The sequence below is a fragment of the Plantibacter sp. ME-Dv--P-122b genome, from assembly GCF_030209375.1.
Classification (GTDB): domain Bacteria; phylum Actinomycetota; class Actinomycetes; order Actinomycetales; family Microbacteriaceae; genus Plantibacter.
In genome coordinates, this window is the sequence record NZ_JARVSC010000003.1 from 1,060,041 (window position 1) to 1,078,486 (window position 18,446).

General features: G+C 68.9%; 19 protein-coding genes and 1 tRNA gene. 10 read left to right on the top strand and 10 right to left on the bottom strand.

Going from position 1 to position 18,446, the window contains the following annotated elements; genetic code table 11:
- Positions 1-17: 17 nt before the first annotated feature.
- From QRN19_RS09655 to QRN19_RS09680, 6 genes are all read right to left on the bottom strand, one after another.
- On the bottom strand, positions 18-620 hold the full coding sequence (locus QRN19_RS09655) for an Asp23/Gls24 family envelope stress response protein (protein ID WP_285026601.1): 603 nt from the start codon (positions 618-620) through the stop codon (positions 18-20).
- Positions 620-1,195, bottom strand: a complete 576-nt coding sequence (locus tag QRN19_RS09660) for a hypothetical protein (RefSeq protein WP_285026603.1) — start codon at positions 1,193-1,195, stop codon at positions 620-622. Before QRN19_RS09660 ends, QRN19_RS09655 begins: the two co-directional genes overlap by 1 nt.
- Entirely contained in the window at positions 1,192-1,545 is a 354-nt protein-coding gene (locus QRN19_RS09665; protein ID WP_285026605.1) for a hypothetical protein, read from the bottom strand. Before QRN19_RS09665 ends, QRN19_RS09660 begins: the two co-directional genes overlap by 4 nt.
- On the bottom strand, positions 1,542-1,730 hold the full coding sequence (locus tag QRN19_RS09670; RefSeq protein ID WP_064296821.1) for a DUF2273 domain-containing protein: 189 nt from the start codon (positions 1,728-1,730) through the stop codon (positions 1,542-1,544). Before QRN19_RS09670 ends, QRN19_RS09665 begins: the two co-directional genes overlap by 4 nt.
- On the bottom strand, positions 1,727-2,146 hold the full coding sequence (locus tag QRN19_RS09675; protein ID WP_079706516.1) for an Asp23/Gls24 family envelope stress response protein: 420 nt from the start codon (positions 2,144-2,146) through the stop codon (positions 1,727-1,729). The genes QRN19_RS09670 and QRN19_RS09675 overlap by 4 nt, the downstream gene beginning before the upstream one ends.
- A 168-nt stretch (positions 2,147-2,314) precedes the next feature.
- Positions 2,315-3,349, bottom strand: a complete 1,035-nt coding sequence (locus tag QRN19_RS09680) for a helix-turn-helix transcriptional regulator (RefSeq protein ID WP_285026606.1) — start codon at positions 3,347-3,349, stop codon at positions 2,315-2,317.
- A gap of 332 nt (positions 3,350-3,681) precedes the next feature.
- Between QRN19_RS09680 and QRN19_RS09685 the strand changes: the two genes are divergently transcribed.
- Entirely contained in the window at positions 3,682-5,469 is a 1,788-nt protein-coding gene (locus tag QRN19_RS09685; protein WP_285026607.1) for an LPXTG cell wall anchor domain-containing protein, read from the top strand.
- 130 nt (positions 5,470-5,599) lie between these two features.
- Here QRN19_RS09685 and fdhA read toward each other — a convergent pair whose 3' ends face one another.
- Positions 5,600-6,820 (bottom strand): formaldehyde dehydrogenase, glutathione-independent, encoded by a 1,221-nt coding sequence (fdhA, locus tag QRN19_RS09690; protein ID WP_079706515.1) that lies wholly within the window; start codon positions 6,818-6,820, stop codon positions 5,600-5,602.
- A 255-nt stretch (positions 6,821-7,075) separates the two neighbouring features.
- On the opposite strand from fdhA, the gene QRN19_RS09695 reads away from it, so the two are divergent.
- From QRN19_RS09695 to QRN19_RS09705, 3 genes are all read left to right on the top strand, one after another.
- A complete protein-coding gene (locus QRN19_RS09695; RefSeq protein ID WP_285026608.1) occupies positions 7,076-7,324 on the top strand; it encodes a type II toxin-antitoxin system Phd/YefM family antitoxin in 249 nt (82 codons plus the stop codon).
- On the top strand, positions 7,321-7,581 hold the full coding sequence (locus QRN19_RS09700) for a type II toxin-antitoxin system RelE family toxin (protein ID WP_285026609.1): 261 nt from the start codon (positions 7,321-7,323) through the stop codon (positions 7,579-7,581). Before QRN19_RS09695 ends, QRN19_RS09700 begins: the two co-directional genes overlap by 4 nt.
- Positions 7,582-7,649: 68 nt before the next feature.
- Complete coding sequence (locus QRN19_RS09705) at positions 7,650-8,426, top strand: HNH endonuclease family protein (protein WP_285026610.1); 777 nt, start codon at positions 7,650-7,652, stop codon at positions 8,424-8,426.
- Between the two features lie 143 nt (positions 8,427-8,569).
- Here the strand turns inward: QRN19_RS09705 and QRN19_RS09710 are convergent.
- Positions 8,570-8,642, bottom strand: a tRNA-Arg gene (locus QRN19_RS09710).
- Between the two features lie 175 nt (positions 8,643-8,817).
- On the opposite strand from QRN19_RS09710, the gene QRN19_RS09715 reads away from it, so the two are divergent.
- Complete coding sequence (locus QRN19_RS09715) at positions 8,818-10,518, top strand: hypothetical protein (RefSeq protein WP_285026612.1); 1,701 nt, start codon at positions 8,818-8,820, stop codon at positions 10,516-10,518.
- Between the two features lie 117 nt (positions 10,519-10,635).
- Here QRN19_RS09715 and QRN19_RS09720 read toward each other — a convergent pair whose 3' ends face one another.
- Positions 10,636-11,154, bottom strand: a complete 519-nt coding sequence (locus QRN19_RS09720) for a hypothetical protein (RefSeq protein WP_285026613.1) — start codon at positions 11,152-11,154, stop codon at positions 10,636-10,638.
- A 225-nt stretch (positions 11,155-11,379) separates the two neighbouring features.
- Here QRN19_RS09720 and QRN19_RS09725 point away from each other — a divergent pair, with 225 nt between their 5' ends.
- From QRN19_RS09725 to QRN19_RS09735, 3 genes are all read left to right on the top strand, one after another.
- Positions 11,380-12,855: an LLM class flavin-dependent oxidoreductase gene (locus QRN19_RS09725; protein WP_285026614.1), complete on the top strand. Its 1,476-nt coding sequence runs from the start codon at positions 11,380-11,382 to the stop codon at positions 12,853-12,855.
- A 101-nt stretch (positions 12,856-12,956) separates the two neighbouring features.
- Positions 12,957-14,210, top strand: coding sequence for an acyl-CoA dehydrogenase family protein (locus QRN19_RS09730; protein WP_285026615.1), 1,254 nt, complete (start codon positions 12,957-12,959; stop codon positions 14,208-14,210).
- Positions 14,211-14,376: 166 nt separating this feature from the next.
- Positions 14,377-15,615 carry an acyl-CoA dehydrogenase family protein gene (locus tag QRN19_RS09735; protein WP_285026616.1) on the top strand — a complete coding sequence of 413 codons (1,239 nt, stop codon included), beginning with the start codon at positions 14,377-14,379 and terminating at the stop codon, positions 15,613-15,615.
- Between the two features lie 34 nt (positions 15,616-15,649).
- On the opposite strand, the gene QRN19_RS09740 is transcribed toward QRN19_RS09735, so the two are convergent.
- A complete protein-coding gene (locus QRN19_RS09740; protein WP_285026617.1) occupies positions 15,650-16,585 on the bottom strand; it encodes a LysR family transcriptional regulator in 936 nt (311 codons plus the stop codon).
- 144 nt (positions 16,586-16,729) lie between these two features.
- Here QRN19_RS09740 and QRN19_RS09745 point away from each other — a divergent pair, with 144 nt between their 5' ends.
- Both QRN19_RS09745 and QRN19_RS09750 read left to right on the top strand, forming a co-directional pair.
- On the top strand, positions 16,730-17,449 hold the full coding sequence (locus QRN19_RS09745) for an SDR family NAD(P)-dependent oxidoreductase (RefSeq protein WP_285026618.1): 720 nt from the start codon (positions 16,730-16,732) through the stop codon (positions 17,447-17,449).
- An 85-nt stretch (positions 17,450-17,534) separates the two neighbouring features.
- On the top strand, positions 17,535-18,425 hold the full coding sequence (locus tag QRN19_RS09750) for a substrate-binding periplasmic protein (RefSeq protein ID WP_285026620.1): 891 nt from the start codon (positions 17,535-17,537) through the stop codon (positions 18,423-18,425).
- The last annotated feature ends 21 nt before the right edge of the window (positions 18,426-18,446 follow it).

Consider the following 18,446-nt stretch of genomic DNA (forward strand, 5'->3'; position numbering starts at 1 on the left):
CACCGCGGGGTGTCGGGTCAGACGACCCGGTTGGTGCTGGCGAGCCGCGTGCGCAGTCCGCTGACGATCTGGATGACCACCGGGGTGGACGTCCCGAGGACGCCGTCCCACTCGTGGATGGCCGCCTCGATGTCGCGCCGCAACTGGACGGGCGAGGCGCCGCGACGAGCGTGTGCGGTGAGGCGCAGCGTGGACTGCTTGCGGATCCGGAAGCCGGTGACGTCGACGGAGACCACGTCGGGGTTGCGCCCGATCGCCTCCTCGAGGACCTGCTCGGCGACCTTCACATCGAGCACGACCCGACCACCGGTCGGGGTGTCCTTCGTCCGCTGCTCGTCGACCTGCAGCAGCGTTCCGGTGTGCCCGCGGCCCTGCCGGAACACGAACCAGATGATGACGAGGATGAGCAGCAGGGCGACGACCGCCGCGACCCACAGGATCCACGGCTGGGCGTCGATGGTGTCGTTCGTCGGTCCGACGGCCCGCTCGGCGTTCTCGCTGATCGTCCGCTGCACGTCCGGCAGGAGTGCACCCGTGGACAGGGCCGCGCCGGCCGTGAGGACGACGAGTCCGACCATGAAGATGAAGAACCGGTTAAGGAATCGATTCGTGGAGTTCATCAGGCCACCGTTCCCTTGCTGCTCACGCGGACCGTGGCGCGGAGCGCCGGCCGGTAGTCGTAGGACGCGACCTCCGCGTCCACGGCCTGCTGGATCTCGCGCTGGTCGACGCGTCGGCCGCTCGTCGGCGTGACGTCGACGCGGGCGCTCCTGGCGCCGACGCTGACACGTACCTGCGAGGGGTCGATGTCACCGGCGTACGAGGCGACGCGGGCGAGCGACTGCGCGATCACGCGGTCGTCCACGACGGCCGCGGTGCGATCGGCGATCGACCCGCGACGCCCCTGGCGGGCGGGAGCCAGCGACAGGACGATCAGCACGAGGCCGACGATCGCCGCGACCGCACCGATGGCGACGAGCAGCGGGGCCGGCGCGGTCGCCGCGGTGAGCACCGCGGTGACGATGTCCTTCGGTGCGACGAGGAGCGGAGGCTGCCCGATCGCGGCCAGGACCGATTCGGTGCCGAGCCAGGCGAGCACGAGCGCGAGGATGATCGCGATCGTGATCGCGAGCGTCGACCGCGGCGAGTGGGTCTCGCGACGCACCGCGCGGCGATACAGGGCTGGGGTGCTCACAACACCCTCCTTCGTTCTTCGAGCTTCGCGCTCGTGATGTGGAGGTCGACGCGTCCGATCGTCGACCCGGTCAGGTCCAGGCACCGCTCACGGATGCTGGTCTGTGCGCGCGCCAGACGCTCGAGGACGGTTCCCGAGGTCCGGGATCCGGCGCCGAGCGGCGACACGTGGATGGGCGTGCTCGCGGTGACCGTGAGGGCCCCCTGGGCGTCGGAGAGCTCGACCGAGACCTCCGACGCCCGCACACCGAGTTCCTCCGCGGTGACGGCAGACACGACGCGACGCACGGCGCGGGAGCTGATCGTGTTGCGACCATGCACGGCCTGTTCGGCCGTCACCGCCGCGGTCACGACGACCGCCGCCCGCGGAGCGCGTCGGCGACACCGCGCAGGTCGAGCTTGCCCTCGAGCACGCGCCCGATGCCGAATCCGATCAGCATGAACAGCGCGACGAGGATCATGCTCCAGAAGCCGAATGCGACGGCCGCCAGTGCGAGGACGGCACCGACGAGGATGCCGCGATCGGTCGTGGTCACTGGACGCGGCTCTCGTCAGCGTCGTTGTCGTCGTCCGACGGGATGTGGACGTCGGAGACGGTGACGTTGACCTCGGTGACGTCCATGCCGACGACGTTCGAGATCGCGTCGGTGACGCTGCGGCGGACGTCGTCCGCGACACGCTGGAGGTCGACGGGGTACTCGGCGACGATCACGATGTCAGCGGCGACCTGCTTCTCGCCGACCTCGACCGAGACGCCCTGACCGCGGTCCTGGGCGTTGATGGCGTTGCGGATGGCGCCGATGGCGCGAGCCGCTCCGCCGCCGAGGTCGTGCACGCCGGGGACCTCGCGGGCTGCGATGCCGGCGACCTTCTGGACGACGCCGTCGGCGATGACGTTCTTGCCCGTGGAGGTGGTGGCGGCGTGGTTCGCGGTGTCGGTGGTGTTCGACATGGTGTTGCTCCTTCGGTGGCTGGTACTGCGGTTTCGCGTTCCGGATATCCGGTCGCGGTGCCCGTGTTCCGGGCGACATCTATGAGACTGATCGTCACGCCCGAACCTCACGGTCGATCTCGTTTTCGTCGCGAATCATTCAGTTTTTGGATATCCGCGACTCGTCGATCAACCGCGAAGGGTCTGGCTCGGGCCCTCGCCGAAGCGTGCCCGATAGGCCGAGGCGAAGCGGCCGAGGTGGACGAACCCCCACCGCCTCGCGACCTCACCGACGGTCGTCTCCTGCGGCGAGGTGTCGGCGAGCTCGCGCCGGGTGCGGTCGAGTCGGATGTCACGCAGGTAGGCGGTGGGCGACATGCCGAGTTCACGACGGCAGTGGAGCTGCAGCGTCCTCGTGTGCAGCCCGGCCGCCTTCGCCGCGTCGGCGGGCGTGATGGGCTCCGCCGCGTGATGGTGCAGGTACTCGACCGCGAGGCGGGTGCGCGCCATCGAGGGCTCGCGCAGCGGCTCCGGCAGGTCGACCACCGCCCACGGCGCGAGTTGGAGCAGCGCGAGGGCGAGTGGGCGTTGGGCGTTCATGCGGAGCAGCGGCGGTGCCGCCTCATCGGTGAGGACCGGGGTGGAAGCGTTCAAGGCCACGCGCCAGCGCTCGATCGCCTCGGCCGTCGGTGTCGCCTCGAGGTCGAAGGACACCTGCTGGCTCGGGCCGGCGTGGATCTCGGTCGCGATGTCCTCGAGGTACGGGGCGGAGAAGAGCACGGAGTTCTGCCGGTGCGGGGTGAGGTGCACCGTGTACGGCCGGTGGAACGGGAGGACGAACGGCGAGCGCGGGATCTCCATCCGTTGGCCGTCGCGACGCACGATCCAGCCACCGCCGGTCTGGACCCACGAGACCACGTAGTCGGTGAGGCCCGGGGTCTCGCCGGTGACGTGTCCGGTCATCGTCGCGGTGCGGAGCGAGACGCGGTCGTCGCCGATCGACACCCACTGGAACGAGAACGGCTCGGTGCCGCGGGTGACGGTGAAGCGGCTGCCGTCGTAGGCGCGCTCGTAATTCTGACGGGCGACCGCCGGGTCGTCGCCACTGACCGTGACCCTGCGGATCGGGACCGTCGACGCCATACTGCTCGCACTGCCGAGCGGCGGGCCGGTGTCGACGTCGCTCTCCGGATCTGATTCGGATGCGAGGAAGGAGTGTTGCATGGTCGTCCTTGTGCGAGTGGGGGTCTCTTCGTCGCGGGACGGGCCCCAGGGCCCCGTCGGTTTCCCGCGTCATTGGAGAGACGGACCGAGAAGACTGGATCTCACGGTCCTTACAGGTATTCGTCAGGGAAGCCCGATCGGATGCTTCGTCGCATTCCCCGATCCTCTCCCGGTACCCGAGCCCCCGTCCCGTCCTTTGAGCCCCCACCGGCCCCTGAGCCTGTCGAAGGGTGTCCGATACATTGAACTGAATCATATGTGTGGTATACTACATTTCGGCTGCCCAGATCGTGGGTGTGCCCGGAAGAAGCAGGGACGAGCGGGGAGTGATCATGCGGTGGCGAAAAGTGGCCTGGTCGGGAGCAGCAGCGCTGCTCGGGGTGTCGATGATGGCGGTCGGGTCCGGCCCCGCGAATGCGGTGGACCCCTACCCCCTGGTCATCCCGCCAGGGACCGCGCAGGCGTCCGGCGGCCTCCCGGACGTATTCGAGTATCGGACCGACTACTCGCAGGCGTTGGCGGGCAACGCATCCGGGGTGTCGTACACGGTGTCGGTTCCGACGCCTCAGTACTACACGAACGCCTTCCCGACGGCGCAGACCAACTATCAGACGGTGGGATACTTCGGGCTCCCGGCCGACACATGCACCTGGACCGGCTCCACCGACGACATCCACCGGACGGTTGCGGAGGTCCCCACAACCATCACGTTCTCGGAGCCGGTCACGGATCCGAGCCTCATGTTCGCGCTCGGATCGACCAGACAGGGCGGTGGGAACGCAGACGGATGGACGACCCAGGTGGTTTGGCGTGCGGGGATGTCCTTCACCGCGATCGACGGGGCGCCAGTGGCCGGTCGGATCACGCCAGTGAACCTGTCGGGTGAGTCCTTCGACGGCGAGACGTGGGCCCCATCGCAGCTCAGCGGGATGGAGTACAACGACACGACCGGCGGGGTGTCCTTCCGCGTCCAGGGAACGGTGACGTCGGTGAGTTACACCGCGATCGGGTACTGCCGGTGGCCGCTCAACACCGTCGACCGGCCATCGGACAGCATCGACGACGCTTCACTCCGCCTTGGTCTGACGGTCGCGGTGCAGAGCAGCGACCTGCAGGTCAGCACCAGCGCCCCCGCCTCGGTCACGGCCGGCTCGGCCTTCGAGTACTCCACCACGGTGACGAACGCGGGCTCGGGCGCGTCGCGCGGATTCGTGGTCCGCAGTGCCGTACCCGAGGGCGTCGTCGACGCTCGGTTGGTGGACCCGCCTGCCGGTTGCGCCCTGGTGGGGATGAATGTCGAATGCGTAGCAGCGCCGGGCGGCCGCACCGTGACCGCCCACGACGACGGCACCTTCCGGGCGGACCTCGTCGGGGGTGACACCGAACAATCCCCGGCGGATGTTCTGGCGGCCGGAGCGACGTTCCCGGAGATCCGGATCGCCGGCACCGTCTCACCGACCCGCACCACACCGATCACGACGAGCACCACGGTGTCCGGCGTCGACTCCGACCCCGACACCGCCGACAACACGGCCGTCACAACGACCGACGTCCTGGCGTCCGCGTTGACGACGACGAAGCGCCTCCTCGCGGTCAACGGCGAGGCGGCCGCCGCGACGACCCCGGTGAGCCCCGGTGACGTCCTGACGTACGAGATCGCGACCGAGAATGTCGGCACGATCGCGGCCAACACGATCGTCACTGAGCAGGTTCCCGTGAACACGGCCTACGTCGGTGACAGCGGTTCGTGGTCGTGCCCGGCCGAAACTATCGCCGGAACCGAGTGCACCGTCGACGTCACCGTCGATGCAGCCTCCAGCGTCGCCAGCACGTTCACCGTCCGCGTCCTCGACTCGGCGACGGTTTCGTCGATTGACAACACCGTGACGTCGACCGGCGACCCGACGTGCACCGCGTGCAGCACGTCGAACCCGCTGGTGATCGCACCGCCCCCGTCCGTGGGCGGGGGCGGCGAGGGCGTGCCAGACGTGGGAGCGTCGCACGGGAGGCTCGCGAAGACCGGCGCCAGCGACCCGACGACACCCCTGCTCTGGACCGGCTCGCTCGTCCTGCTCGGAACCGCCATGCTCATCGCCCGTCGCTTCCGCAAGCGGGCCTGAGTCACCCCTCCTCCCCGTCCCCGAGCCCCCGGTCCCTGAGCCTGTCGAAGGGCGCCCGAGAGCGCGCATTCCGTCCTTCCGGACCCACTCCAGAGGACCGAATGCGCGCTCTCGTGGTGTCGCCGTGTGCCTACGCGGCGTCCAGGTACCCGTTCGGGTTGAGGACGAACTTCTGCGCAGCCCCCGCATCGAACTCGGCGTACCCGCGCGGAGCGTCCTCGAGGGTGATCGCGGTGGCGTTGACGTTCTTCGCGATGTGCACCTTGTCGTGCAGGATCGCCATCATGAGGCCGTGGTTGTACTTCATGACCGGGCACTGACCGGTCGTGAACGACAGCGACTTCGCCCAGCCGGTGCCGAGGCTCAGCGAGAGCGCACCCTTCTTCGCGGCCTCGTCGATACCGCCCGGGTCACCCGTCACGTAGAGCCCGGGGATGCCGAGCGCGCCGCCGGCAGCCGTGATGTCCATGAGCGAGTTGAGCACCGTCGCGGGGGCTTCGTGACCCGCGTCACCGCCGTGGCCACGAGCCTCGAAGCCGACGGCGTCGACCGCGCAGTCGACCTCCGGGACACCGAGGATCTGTTCGATCTGCTCCGCCGGCTCACCCTTGGTGAGGTCGACGGTCTCGCAACCGAAGCTCCGCGCCTGGGCCAACCGGTCGGCGTTCATGTCGCCGACGATGACCGCAGCGGCGCCGAGAAGCATGGCCCCGGTCGCTGCGGCGAGTCCGACGGGACCCGCGCCCGCCACGTAGACGGTGGAGCCGACGCCGACACCCGCCGTCACCGCACCGTGGAAGCCGGTCGGGAAGATGTCGGAGAGCATCGTGAGGTCCATGATCTTCTCGAGCGCCTGGTCGCGGTCCGGGAACTTGAGAAGGTTCCAGTCGGCGTAGGGCACGAGCACGTACTCGGCCTGGCCGCCGACCCAGCCGCCCATGTCGACGTAGCCGTAGGCACTGCCCGGGCGGTCGGGGTTCACGTTGAGGCAGATGCCGGTCTTGCGCTCCTTGCAGTTGCGACAGCGACCGCAGGCGATGTTGAACGGCACCGACACGATGTCGCCGACCTTGATGAACTCGACGTCCGGTCCGACCTCGACGACTTCACCGGTGATCTCGTGTCCGAGGACGAGGTTCGGCGGTGCCGTGGTGCGGCCGCGGACCATGTGCTGGTCGGAGCCGCAGATGTTGGTCGCGACGGTCTTGAGGATGGCGCCGTGGGGGACTTTCCGGCCGACGTTGGCCGGGTTCACCCCCGGTCCGTCCTTGAGTTCGAAGGTGGGGTAGTCGATGTCGATGACCTCGACGACACCCGCTGCTTTATAGGCGACAGCTCTGTTACCTGACACGTGATCCTCCTTGATCGCGGGCGCCCGTTGTGGGGCACCCTGTGTCTGCTCGACCCTATCCCGCCCTTGTCGCGAGCGGCAGTCCCCCGGTCCCTGAGAACACCCCCGCCGGTCCCTGAGCTTGTCGAAGGGCATCCCTGTGGAAAACGCCCTCGGTCGTCTGCACACCTTGTCTAGGCTTCCCTGAGACCGTCGGCCGATGCCACGGTCATTTCCCACATGTACAGACGGAGGCTCAAAACGTACACTTGCGACATGTCCCGGATCAACGTCACCGAAGCTCGAGCGAAGTTCTCCGAGCTCATCACGCGATCCCACACCGAAGCCGTCTTCGTGGAGCGTCGCGGGCGCGCAGAGGCCGTGATCATCAGCCCCGAACAATACGACCGGATGATGGAAGCGCTCGAAGACGCCGAGGACGCCCGTGCCTTCGACGCGGCGATGGCCGAGGAGGGCGACAGCATCCCGTGGGCGCAGGCGAAGGCCGACCTCGGCTGGGAATGAGTCGATACGACATCGAGCTGCGGCCGGCCGCGATCAAGGCGCTCCGCAGGATCGACCATCAGGACCAGCGACGCATCCGGGCCGCGATCGCTCTGCTCGGGGAGATCCCACGCCCGCCGAGCGCCACGGCGCTGCAGGGGCGCCCCGGCTTCCGAGTCAGGGTTGGCAGGTATCGGATCGTGTACACGATCGATGACGGTGTACTCCTCGTGGTCGTCATCACGCTCGGCCATCCGAGCGACGTCTACCGGGGCTGACGTGCGGCATCTTCGTGTCGGCGCCCACCTCTACGCTGGTGGAGCAGACCCCGAGGAGAGCACCCAGCATGAAGAAGACTCCCTTGGCGTTGCTCGTCGCGCTCCTTGCAGCCGTCGTGGTGCTCGTCGCAACGCAGGTCGACGGCGGGATCGTCTTCGACGAGCCGGGGTCACCGGTGCCGACATCCGTCGCGTCGACGCCTGCAGCGGTCAGCCCGAGCGCGCGGGCATCGCTCGAGGCCGCCGGCTTCGCGGTCGTGGACGCGTCCGGGCAGTTGGTCGTCTCGGCCACCGCGGTTGAAGACGCACTGGCCGACGTCGACACCGCCACCCAGGTGGCCACCGGCTACGACCGGGACCGGTTCGGTCAGCGCTGGGCCGACATCGACCGCAACGGCTGCGACACCCGCAACGACGTGCTGGCGCGCGACCTCGTCGACGTCACCTTCAAGCCGGGGACCCGCGACTGCGTCGTCCTGACCGGGGTGCTGCACGACCTCTACACGGGGTCGACGATCGACTTCCAGCGCGGTGAGCTGTCGAGTCAGCTCGTGCAGATCGACCACGTCGTGCCGCTCGCGTGGGGTTGGCGTCACGGCGGCAACACGTGGACGGAGCAGCAGCGCGAGCAGTTCGCGAACGACCCGATCAACCTGCAGGCCGTCGACGGCGCGACGAACTCGTCGAAGTCGGACTCCGGCCCCGGCGACTGGATGCCGCCGGCGGCCGCCTCGCACTGCGAATACGCGGCGCGGTTCGTCCTCGTGCTGATGGCGTACGACCTCACGGTCGACGACGCCGACCGCCAGGCGCTCACGGGCACGCTGGGCAGCTGCCGGGCGTAGCGGCGCGTGGCCGCCGCACGAGAACAGGACAAACGCCCGAGGACCGGACGTTTCCCGCGATTCCAACCGGTTCTCGCGCCGATATCCTGGCGTCAGGCGGCACGAAAAAAGCGGCCCACCGAAGTGGACCGCTTTTCCGAATGTGCGCCCGAAGGGATTCGAACCCCCAACCTTCTGATCCGTAGTCAGATGCTCTATCCGTTGAGCTACGGGCGCATTGCTTGCTGAGAGAAGAGAACTTCGGCTCGGCAGGCCGAAGTAGAGCCTACAACACGGAAGCCGAAGACGCGAATCGTCCCTCGACAGGCTCGGGGAGCATGGGAGCACTCCCCATCGACACGACGGGCGCCGACATGGAACAGTCGATGCGACCACCTGCCGAGAGGACGACGTGAGCACAGCATCAGGACTGACGAACGACGGCTTCACCATGATCGGCCGCCCTCCCGTCCGGGCGAACCTCGTCCTCATCCTGATCCTGTCGGGCATCCTCGCCGCCGTCCTCGGCTGGATCACCGGGAGCGTCATCGACGGCATCTTCGACGTCGCACCCACGGCGCTCATCGTCATTCCGGTCTTCTTCATCATCACCGCCGGCATCTGCCTGTCCTACCTCCGGACCGCCTTCCGCCCAGTCGGTGTCGACACCGTCCGCGGCACCGCGCTCCTCCGGGGCGAGACGATCCCGCTCCGCTCGATCGTGAGCGGCGAACTCCTCACCCGCAATCCAGCCGCCACCACGCCGGCCCTCAGCCTGCGACTCACGACCGACTCCGGCGCACGCGCCCGCATCATCATGAACGGCGGCTGGCTTCGCAGCCTCCCCACGTCTGACCTCGTGCCACTCGTCGCGCTCATCGCCGGCAGCGGTATCCCCGACGACACCGGCCAGGATCCGCTCGACGTCGGCCGGGAACGCATCTCCCGTTCACTCGCCGGGAAGGGCTCGGACGTCGCGATCGGTCGACGCGGGTTCATCGGCGACTGCATCACCGTGGCGGAGTCCACCGGCGACGTGAAGCTGCTCGACGCGGTGGTCCAGGCCGCGGGGCCGCTCGGTCGGAGCATCCGGGACGAAGCGATGCGGGCCGCACAGGGCGCAGTGGAGGAGGTCGTGCGCGCGCATCAGGACGTGGCTCCAGCGGCGCCTGACGCCCCGAACCCGACTCCCCTCGTGCCGCCTGCGCCGCAGTACGGGTCGGTCGTCGCGGAGGAGGACAAGACGACGGCGGTCGACGACGACACGGACGACGACCGGTTCCGTCGACCGGACGACCCGGCCCGGCTGGCTGCGGAGCAGATCGTTGACCGAGTGCACCTCGACAAGCTCGGTGACCGGAATGGGGCGCTCGGCAATCGGGATGCAGAGCTCGGCAATCGGGATGCAGAGCGCGTCGACCCGGACGACGGACGCGAGTTGCCGTCGTGGATTCCGCCACAGGACCAGGCTCGGGTACGATCCTGGCTCGCGGACGACGACGACGTCGTCCACCTGCAACCGATTCCGGAGACGGTCGGCGCACGCACCCTCCGGAAGGTCTGCGACTGGATCCTCATCGGGCTCGCCGGCATCGGCCTGCTGGCGATCTTCGGGGCGGCCATCGCGGAAGGGGTCATCGACCGCCTCCTGCCGTCCGACGCGAACGCGCTCGTCGCCGTCGCCGTGGTCGGCTCGGCTCTACTCGCGTTCGTCGCGTGGATCGTCGGCGGCATCGCCCGGGCACGTGAGATCCGCATCGCCCAGCGCTTCTCGCTCGAGTGGCTCGATCGGCGCGGCCCGGAACAACGCCGCCGCGGACTCCCGCCGGTGCTCCTGCAGCACTTCCTCGGCCCGATCCCCGCGTCGCGCCTGTTCGCAGCCGGAGCCTACGCCGGCACCTGCGTCGGCGGTGTCGGTGTCCTCGCGGGCGCCCTCCTGTCCGTCGACCCGGAGGAGCTCGGCGCGACCGGGCCGATCATGCTCGTCGTCAGCCTCGTGCTCACGGCCATCGGCACGGTGCTCTTCATCGTGCGGTGGCGGCGGATCAAACGGCAGCGGGCGCTGGCGATCGAACTCGGCGGCGAGCGCCTGGCCTACCTCGGGAACCTGTAGGCAGAGGGCGGTCGGCGAGCCCTTCGACAGGCTCGGGGACCGGGAGAGGACCCACCGCCCTTCGACAAACTCAGGGACCGGGAGAGGACCCACCGCCCGTGGCGAGCTCAGGTTTCGTTACTGCGCGACGACCTTCGCGAGCACCCAGCGCGCCTTGTCGAGGGTGTTCGCGGGCGCCGGCAGGTACTGGAAGGTCCGCGCACCACGCTGCACCGGGACCCCCTGCGCCTTCGCGGCCTCCTCCAGCTGCGTGGCGAAGCGCTGCCAGCCGTCGAGGGCCTGTGGGAAACCGAAGTACTCGGTGAGCGACGTCACCAGCACCTCGGAACCCGCGCCCGTCGACTGGACTTCGATCGTGACGTCGTCCTTCGCGACGTAGTCGATGCCCCAGACACCAGGCTGCAGCGACTTCGCCTTCCGCTTCGCCAGCCCCTCGATGAGCGCGGTGGCACCGGCGGGGTCCGTGCCGAGGACGACCGAGCGCCCGAACTCCTGCAGCATCTCCGGCACCTTGGTGGCGCGACGGTTCGTCGCCGTCTCACGCAGCTTCCGGCGGCCGAGTCCCTTCAACACCGCCAACCCGACGATGGCGAGCAGGACGAGAATGGCGATGATTGCGAGTACGTTGCTGTCCACAGGAGCCCCCAAGGCTGTCGGCACGGGCCGGGTCGACCCAGGACGAGCATGCAGCACCTGACCTCGCGACTCAATGGGTACCGCTCCCCACCTCCGGCCACCGGCCCATGTGACGCACTGTTTCGGGCCCCTCGCGACTGCCCGAGCCCCCGAGTACCGTCGTGCTGGACGGCGCCGTGATCGCCGTCGGACCCAGCCCCGACGAGACGACCCGGTGGTATCCCTGTGAGCAAACGCATCATCCTCAACGCGTTCGACATGAGCTGCGTGACCCATCAGGCACCAGGCCTGTGGAAGCACCCCGACAACCAGGCGCACCGCTACAACGACATCGACTACTGGATCGACCTCGCCAGACTCCTCGAGCGCGGCACCTTCGACGCCCTGTTCATCGCGGACGTCGTCGGCATCTACGACGTCTACCGCCACTCCTCCGCGCCCGCGCTCATCGACTCAGCGCAGCTGCCCGTCGGCGATCCGATCATCCAGGTGTCGGCCATGGCGAAGGCGACCGAGCACCTCGGCTTCGGCGTCACCGTCGCGTCCACCTACGAGCTGCCGTACGCCCTCGCCCGCCGCTTCTCCACGCTCGACCACTTCACGAAGGGGCGGGTCGGCTGGAACGTCGTCACCTCCTACCTCGACTCCGCCGCCCGCAACCTCGGCCTCACCACCCAGATCAAGCACGACGACCGGTACGGCATCGGCGAGGAGTTCCTCGACGTCACCTACAAGCTCTGGGAAGGCTCCTGGGAGGACGACGCGGTCGTCATCGACCGGGAGAACGGCGTCTACACCAACCCCACCAAGGTGCACCCCATCAACCACCGGGGCGAGCACTTCCAGGTGCCCGGCATCCACCTCTCGGAACCGTCGCCGCAGCGAACCCCGGTCATCTTCCAGGCCGGCGCCTCGGCCCGCGGTCGCCAGTTCGCGGCCACCCACGGCGAGGCGGTGTTCATCAACGGGCTCGTCCCGGAGCTGACGCGCAAGACGACCGACGACATCCGCGACCGCGCCGAGGCCCTCGGACGCCCGCGCGACAGCGTGAAGATCCTCACCCTCGCGACCGCGATCGTCGCCGAGACCGACGAGGAGGCGCAGGCGAAGTACGAGGAGTACCAGCAGTACATCTCGCTCGACGGTGCCCTCACCCTCTACGGCGGCTGGTCAGGCCTGGACCTCTCGTCCTTCGACCCCGACAAGCCGCTCAAGTACGTCGACACCGACGCGGCCCGCTCGGCGCTCGCGATCTTCACACTGGCCGACCCGGAGCGCGAGTGGACGCCGCGCGACATCGCCCACTACATCGGCATCGGCGGCATCGGGCCGGTGTTCGTCGGCAGTGCCGCGACGGTCGCCGACGAGATCGAGCGCTGGATCGACGTCGCCGGGACCGACGGCTTCAACCTCGCCTACGTCATCACGCCCGGCACCTTCGAGGCCGTCGTCGACCTGCTCGTGCCCGAGCTGCGTCGCCGCGGCCGGGTCTGGGACGAGTACCCGGAGGGGACGCTGCGCGGCCGCCTGAACGGCACCGGCTCCCCCGTCGTGCCCGAGTGGCACCCGGCCCACCGCTACCGCGGCGCCTACGTCGGGCAACCGTCCGCCGCCGACGACACCGCACCTTCCCTGTTCGACACCGACACCGCCGACGCGGCAGACGACAACGTCTACGCCACCGAAGGAGCCTCCGCATGAGCATCGACACGACCAGCACTTCGACAGGCTCAGTGACCGGGTATCCGAGCACTTCGACAGGCTCAGTGACCGGGACAGGCTCAGTGACCGGGCAGGGCTCAGTGAGCGGGCAGCCGGTCCCCGAGTCCGCAACGGTCCCTGAGCCTGTCGAAGGGCGCACCCACTGGTCCGGCACCGCCGACGACGCCGAGCTCGCGCACTGGGACGCCGTCGCCACCGAGGTCGCCACCCAGCTCGCCGTCGACGTCCTCGAACGCGACCGCGCCAACCTCGACCCCACCACCGAGCTCGACCTCCTCCGCGAGTCGGGACTCGTCAACCTGCTCGACCCCGCCGAGTTCGGTGGCGGCGGCGGGCACTGGGAGAGCGCCTTCCGGGTCGTCCGCATCCTGTCGCGCGTGGACGCCTCCATCGGCCAGCTGCTCGCCTACCACTACATCAACGCCGGCAACATCGGCTTCACCGCCGACCCGGCCACGCAGGCCGAGTGGCACCGCAAGACCGTGGAGGGCCGGTGGATCTGGGGCGACTCCGTGAACCCGACGGACCCCGACCTCTCGCTCACCCAGGACGGCGACGCATTCCGCCTCAACGGCCTCAAGCGGTTCTCGACGGGCGCCTCGGCCGGCGACGTCATCCTCGTCAACGCGGTCGTCCGCGGTGGCGACCACGACGGCACGATCTTCCAGTTCGTCCTCGACCACGACCGCGCGGGCATCGCCTACCTCGGCGACTGGGACGCGCTCGGCCAGCGGCTCTCCGCATCGGGTTCCGTGCGGTTCGAGGACGTCCTCGTCGAGCAGGCGGACATCCTCGGCACCGTCGGTGACGAACCGTTCTCCTCACTCGTGACGCCCGGCATCCAGCTCGCGTTCGGCAACCTCTACCTGGGCATCGCGGAAGGTGCGCTCGCGCAGGGCACGGAGCTCGTCCGTGCACGGAAGAACGCCTGGTTCCTCAGCCACGCCGAGACCTACCGCGACGACCCGTTCGTCCAGCGCGTCATCGGGGAGTTCGTGTCGTCGATCGCCGCCGTCGAGGCACTCGCCGATCGCACGAACGCCCGCTTCGACCGCATCATCGAGCGGGGAGCTGACGTGACAGCGGAGGACCGTGGCGCCATCGCCATCGAGATCGCGAAGCTCAAGGTCGTCTCCACGGAGCTCGGCATCGAGGTCGCGAACCGCATCTTCGAGGTCACCGGTTCAAGCTCCGCGAAGGCGTCGGTGGGGCTCGACCTGTTCTGGCGGAACGTGCGCACGCACTCCCTCCACGACCCGGTCGACTACAAGAAGCTCGAGGTCGGCGCGAACCACCTGAACGGCGAGCTGCAGCCGATCTCGCTCTACACCTAGGCCTTCGCGCCACTCCCACCCTTCGACAGGCCCAGGGACCGAACCCAAGCGGCTCAACCCAGTCGCCGAGCACCTCCACCGGTCCCTGAGCACCTCCACCGGTCCCTGAGCCTGTCGAAGGGCCCACCGCCCGACCAGCCCACCGCCGCCTCCGGAACGGAACCAGATGACCTCCGCACCCTCCACCACCGCCCGCCCGGTCGGCTTCGCGGCCGCCCGCGAGCTGCTCCTGCCGCTGTTCGCCGAGATCCAGGCCGGCGTCGTGGAGCGCGAACTCGAGCACCGGCTCCCGCGCGATGAGGTGCGGAAGCTCGCCGCCGCCGGCTTCGGTGCGCTCCGGGTCCCCGCCGAGTTCGGCGGTTCGGGACTCACCTTCCCGGAGTTCACCGAGCTCCTCATCGAGCTCGCGGCGGCGGACTCGAACCTCCCGCAGATCTTCCGCGGCCACATCGCCCTCGTCGAGGATCAGCTGGTCGCGGCCCCCAGCGACCGACGGACCGCCTGGCTCGAGCGGTTCGTCGCCGGTGAGATCGTCGGCAATGCCTGGAGCGAGGTCGGCTCCGGCGCACTCGGTGTCTCCGGAACGGTCGTCACCGAGCGCGACGGCCGCTACGTCGTGAACGGTCGCAAGTTCTACACGACCGGCAGCATCTACGCCGACTGGACGGACGCCACCGCGCGCCTGGTCGTCGACGGACAGCCCGACGCCGAGGTCACCGTGCTCGTGCGCACGAACCAGCTGGGCGTGACGATCGCCGACGACTGGGACGGCTTCGGACAGCAGCTCACCGGCACGGGGACGATCGTCTTCGAAGACGCCGTCGTCGACGCTGACCAACTGCACCCCTTCACCGATCGGTTCCGCTACCAGACCGCGCTCTACCAGCACGTGCTCATCGCCGTGCACGCGGGGATCGCGGCGGCGATCGAGCGCGATGCCGGGGAGCAGATCCGCGCCCGTACCCGCGTCTACACGCACGGTCTCGCGCCGCTCGTGAAGGACGACGGGCAGATCCAGGCGGTCGTCGGCGAGATCTCGTCGATCGCGTTCGTCGCGAAGCAGACCGTCCTCGGGGTCGCCGCGGCGATCGAGCGGGCATCGGAGACCGCCGCCGACCGCGATTCCGCGGACGACCTGCAGGCGAACATCCAGGCCGAGATCCGTTCCGCCCAGGCGCAGGTGGTGCTATCTGAACTGGTGCCGAAGTCGGCGACGTTGCTCTTCAACACGCTCGGCGCCTCGGCCGTCAGCCGCACGAGCGCGCTCGATCGCCACTGGCGCAACGCCCGCACGGTCGCGTCGCACAACCCCGTGATCTACAAGACGCGCATCGTCGGCGACTGGTCGATCAACGGTACGCCGCCGCCCTTCGTCTGGGCCGTCGGCACGGCCAAGCCGGAGTAGCCCGCCGCGGCACGAGAGCCGAGGTGCCCGCTGCTCACAGCACGAGTTCGCGCGGAGTGGTCGCGTGGATGCGCGTGAGGATCACCTGCGCCATCCGCATGAAGGCGTCGGTCGCCGGGGAGATCGCCGCATTCCTGCGCGTGACGAAGGCATAGTGCTCCTCGACCGGCGGATCCAGCGGTGCCCAGTGCAGGCCCCGACGCGCGATCATCGACCTCCCGACGTGGAAGGACACGAGGGAGTCACCGACGCCCTGCGCGGCGAGTTCCAGCGCGTGCGTCTGGAACTCCACCTCCACGATCGGATCGAGGACCACCCCCGCCCGCTGTGCGCGCTCCAGCATCGACACGCGGAGCGGGTCGTCCTGTGACCAACGCGCCTCTGAGAGGATGAGCGACCGGGTCGCGAGGGTCTCGATGTCGATCGGCGTGAGCGTGTTCTCGCGATGCCGCGAGACGTAGACGGCCTGGTCGACGAAGACGGTCGGCGTGAGGGTCAACTCACGGTCGTCGATGGGGAGCTGGACGAGACCCGCTTCGATCTCGCCGTCGCGGACGGCATCAGCGACTTCGGAGGAGTTCAATCCCGTCACGCGGATCTGGACGGCCGGATGCTCCGCGTGGAATTCCCTGATCAGCTCGGTCAGGAGATACAGGTGAGCGCTGTTGAACGTGCCGAACGACACGGTCCCCTCGTCGACCGATCGCACGCGCCGACTCATCTCCGCGAGCTCGACCACCCCGCCGATCGCGCGTTCGGCGAGGGGCAACAGCTGCTTGCCGGCATCGGTCAGGAAGAGCCTCCGGGACGACCTGGTGAAGAGTGTCAGCTCGAGCGAACGCTCGAGTGCCTGGATCTGCTCCGACAGGCTCGGCTGGGCGATGTGGTGCTCCGCGGCCGCTGCGGCGAAGGTGCCGCAGCGCGCAGCGGCGACGAAGTACTCGAGTTGGCGCAGCGTCGGCAGTCCCATTCGTGAACGTCCTTCCCAAGGTTTTGCCTATGTCTAACACAAGAGACTCAGGATTGCCCTGGGTCAGGCGAGGCGATTCACTGAGTGCACACACCACGCACCGCGGCACGAACCTCCGCCGCCCCACCTGACAGGACATGCCAGATGCCCGAGCACACCACCGGAACCGCCGTCATCACGGGCGCTGCGAGCGGCATGGGTCGCAGCACCGTCGAACGGTTCCTCGCCGCCGGCTGGACCGTGATCGGTGTCGACCTCACCGCCGCCGAAGCGCCCGCTGACGCCGTCGGCACGCTCCTCCCGGTGATCGCCGACGTCCGCTCCCGGGAATCGCTGACCGAGGCGATCGACGCCGTCCTCCCCACGGGCACGTCCGTCGACCTGGTCGCCAACATCGCCGGGGTCTACCCGCCGAGCACGCTCGACGACTACGACGAGGCGACCTTCCACCGGGTGTTCGACATCAACGTCCTCGGTGTCTTGAACGTCATCGCCGCCGTCCGCCCTCGCCTCGGCGCCGGGAGTTCGATCGTCAACTTCGCCTCGGTCGACGCGTTCACGGTCTCACCCGGCCAGCTGCTCTACGGGGCGTCGAAGGCGGCGGTCGTGATGCTCACCAAGTCACTCGCGCTCGAGCTCGCGCCGGCCGGGATCCGCGTCAACGGCATCGCACCCGGCTGGGTCGCCACCCCGGGCAACGCCGCGACGGGTCGGATGGAGGCCGCGAGCGCCTCGATCCCGCTCGGCCGCGTCGCGCAGCCCGCAGAGATCGCGGAGTGGGTGTGGTTGCTGTCCACCGGGATGCACTCGGCCTTCATCACCGGGGAGACCATCGTGCTCTCCGGCGGCGACGTCATGCGCTGACACCTCCGACCACCGACCAGCTCGCTCCCCCGCACCACCGGTTCGCGCACCACCCCCACCTCCCGAAGAGAAAGCACTCATCACCATGATTCGCTCCAGCTCATCCACCAGCAGCACCCGCGCCCGCAGCATCCGCGTCGCCGCAGTCTTCGGCGTCGCAGCCATCGCCCTCGTCGGCTGCTCGTCGACGTCCGCCTCCCCGAGCGCCGTCGCAGCGGACTGCTCACCCGAACACGACGACCTCACCACCTTCACCGAGGGGACGCTCACCGTCGGTGTCCCCGAGAACCCGCCCTACACGAAGACCGAGGGCTCGTCCGCGTCCGGCCTCGAGATCGGCGTGATCGAGAAGCTCGCCGCGGCGGAGTGCCTCGACGTCGCGTACGTGCCGATCACCTATGCGAACGGCATCCCGATGATCAGCGAGCAGAAGCGCACCGACATCGCGACGGGCGGTTGGTACGTGACCGAGGCGCGCGCCGAACAGGTCGGCTTCACCACCCCCACGTTCTTCGACACCATGGGGATCGTCTCCAAGGACGGCGCGACCACCATCGAGGAGCTCACAGAGATCGGCACCGTCGGCACCGGAACCGGCTTCTCCTGGCAGGACGACATGACGAAGCTCCTCGGCGACAAGCTGACGCTCTACCCCGGGACCGTCGAGATGAAGCAGGACCTCGAGAGCGGCCGCATCCAGGCCATGCTCGACGGCTACGCGGTCGCCGTCGAGGCGTTCAAGGGCACCGACTGGAAGGTCGAGCCGGCGGCCGAGGACTCGCGGATCGCGATCACGACCGACATGCCGAAGATCGCCTTCCCGGTGTCCAAGGACAACCAGAAGCTGTCCGACGCGTTCAGCGAGCTGATCGACGGCTACCGCGAGGACGGCACACTCGCCGACCTCCTCGCCGAGTACGACCTGCCCGCCGACCTGCTGGTCCCGGCCGACCAGGCCGCCGCATCCATCCGGTGATCGAAGCCTGACCCCCCCCGA

What these genes read in the sequence shown, in the direction of transcription:
- QRN19_RS09735 (WP_285026616.1), top strand. Translation starts at nt 14,377, where the DNA reads ATGACCTCCGCACCCTCCACCACCGCCCGCCCGGTCGGCTTCGCGGCC.
- QRN19_RS09705 (WP_285026610.1), top strand. Translation starts at nt 7,650, where the DNA reads ATGAAGAAGACTCCCTTGGCGTTGCTCGTCGCGCTCCTTGCAGCCGTC.
- QRN19_RS09675 (WP_079706516.1), bottom strand. Translation starts at nt 2,146, where the DNA reads ATGTCGAACACCACCGACACCGCGAACCACGCCGCCACCACCTCCACG.
- QRN19_RS09750 (WP_285026620.1), top strand. Translation starts at nt 17,535, where the DNA reads ATGATTCGCTCCAGCTCATCCACCAGCAGCACCCGCGCCCGCAGCATC.
- QRN19_RS09655 (WP_285026601.1), bottom strand. Translation starts at nt 620, where the DNA reads ATGAACTCCACGAATCGATTCCTTAACCGGTTCTTCATCTTCATGGTC.
- QRN19_RS09700 (WP_285026609.1), top strand. Translation starts at nt 7,321, where the DNA reads ATGAGTCGATACGACATCGAGCTGCGGCCGGCCGCGATCAAGGCGCTC.
- QRN19_RS09745 (WP_285026618.1), top strand. Translation starts at nt 16,730, where the DNA reads ATGCCCGAGCACACCACCGGAACCGCCGTCATCACGGGCGCTGCGAGC.
- QRN19_RS09685 (WP_285026607.1), top strand. Translation starts at nt 3,682, where the DNA reads ATGCGGTGGCGAAAAGTGGCCTGGTCGGGAGCAGCAGCGCTGCTCGGG.
- QRN19_RS09740 (WP_285026617.1), bottom strand. Translation starts at nt 16,585, where the DNA reads ATGGGACTGCCGACGCTGCGCCAACTCGAGTACTTCGTCGCCGCTGCG.
- QRN19_RS09680 (WP_285026606.1), bottom strand. Translation starts at nt 3,349, where the DNA reads ATGCAACACTCCTTCCTCGCATCCGAATCAGATCCGGAGAGCGACGTC.
- QRN19_RS09695 (WP_285026608.1), top strand. Translation starts at nt 7,076, where the DNA reads ATGTCCCGGATCAACGTCACCGAAGCTCGAGCGAAGTTCTCCGAGCTC.